This is a genomic window from Falsiroseomonas sp. RANM36, from assembly GCF_056682175.1.
This window is the reverse complement of sequence record NZ_JBWXTD010000007.1, coordinates 271,441-273,078: the sequence shown is the minus strand read 5'-3', so window position 1 is coordinate 273,078 and position 1,638 is coordinate 271,441. Positions and strand designations below refer to the sequence as shown.

Below are 1,638 nucleotides of genomic sequence, written 5' to 3'. Positions count from 1 at the left end.
GCCCGGGGGGGGGGGCGGCGCCGCCCCCCCCCCCCCCCCCGGGCCGGCTTGGCGGCGACCCTTTCGCCACCGGCGCGCCGGTGCTGCCCGGCAGCCTGCCGCGGCAGGATCCCTGGACGCTGCTCGATGCCGCGGCCGCGCTGCACGGTGCCTCGCGTGACCTGGCGCTGCTGGCGCTCGCGGCCGGCGTGCCCCTGGCCGACGGCCCCGTCGCCGGCGCCGATCCCCGCGATTGCTGGGCCCGCCTGGTGGCGGCGCCGCGCTGCGCCGACCCCTTCCGCCGTCGCCCCTGCAGCCTGGCGGAGGCGCTGGACCTGCTCGCGCTGTGGAAGGCGCGGGCCGGGGAGGGGCGGCGCATCGCCGCCGGCCTCGGCATCCATCCCTACACGCGCGGCCGCATCCGCCCCCTGCTGGCCTCGGACGCGCCGCCGCCGAGCTTCCACCACGGCGCCCGCCGGGCGATCGCCGCGGCGCGGCGGCGCGGCGGCGCGCGGCGGGCCGGGGGCGCCGCCCCCCCCCACCACCTGCGTCTGGGACCCGCATGAGCTGGCCAACGTGCTGGGCCTGGCCGGCGTGCGCTGGGCGATCGAGGCGAGCCGCGGCCTGCCGCTGCGCACGCTGATCGCCGCACCTTCCTGCGTGCCCTCGGCGCCCGGTCTTGAAGTAGCGGGCGCCGCGTTCGGCGCGGCGGAGATGGCCGAAATGCTGTCCTGGCCGGAGGTCTCGGGCGTCGCGGAGGTGATGGACATGCCGGGCGTGCTGCGCGGCACGGCGCATATGCGCGGCATCGTCGGTGCGGGGTTGGCCAGCGGCAAGAACGTCAACGGCCACGCGCGCGGCATGCGCGACGCCGACCTGCAGGCCTATGCGTCCGCCGGCGTCACCTCCGACCACGAGGTCACGGACGCCGAGGATTTCGTGCAGAAGCTGCGCGCAGGCATGACGGTGGAGCTGCGCGGCAGCCATGACTACGTGCTGCCGCATGCGCTGACGGCGCTCGCCGCGCTGCCGATGCTGCCGCCCAATCTCGTGCTCTGCACCGACGACATCTTCCCCGACGAGCTGCTGGAGAAGGGCGGCATGCGCGACACCATCGCGCGCGTGATCGCGCGCGGTGTCTCGCCGATCGCGGCGATCCGCCTCGCGACGCTGCATGCGGCGATGCGGCTGAAGCGCGACGACCTCGGCCTGGTCGCGCCGGGGCGGCAGGCGGATATTGTCGTTCTGACAGAGCTGACGAGCGTTGCGGTGGAGCGCGTCTTCACCGCGGGCAGGCTCGTGGCGCGCGATGGAAAGCTGCTGACGCCGCCGGCCCGCACGGCCGGGCCGCGCGACACGATGCGCCTCGCGCCGCAGCCGCTGGAGGCGTTCCAGCTTCGCCCGAACGGCGTCGCGGACGGGCGGGCGCGGCTGCGCAAGGTGGTGGGCGCGCGCTTCGTGAGCTGGGGCGAGGCGGAGGTCGCGGTGCGCAACGGCGTGGCGGTGGTGCCCGAGGGCCATGCGCTGATCGCCATGATCCACCGCCACGGCCGCGCGCCCGCGGTGCCGCGGGCCGGCCGGACGGATGGCTGGGGCGCGCCGCCCGGCGCCCTCGCGCCCCCCAACGCCCCAGACAGCCACCACCAGCAGGTGCTGGGG

At 77.2% G+C, this 1,638-nt stretch carries 2 protein-coding genes; both read left to right on the top strand.

The window, feature by feature from the left end; translation table 11 throughout:
- Positions 1–545 (top strand): hypothetical protein (locus tag AC1MIR_RS25450; protein ID WP_480030967.1); only part of this gene is annotated, 545 nt, incomplete at its 5' end.
- A 10-nt stretch (positions 546–555) separates the two neighbouring features.
- On the top strand, positions 556–1,638 hold a 1,083-nt coding region (locus AC1MIR_RS25445), incomplete at its 3' end, for an amidohydrolase family protein (protein ID WP_480030966.1).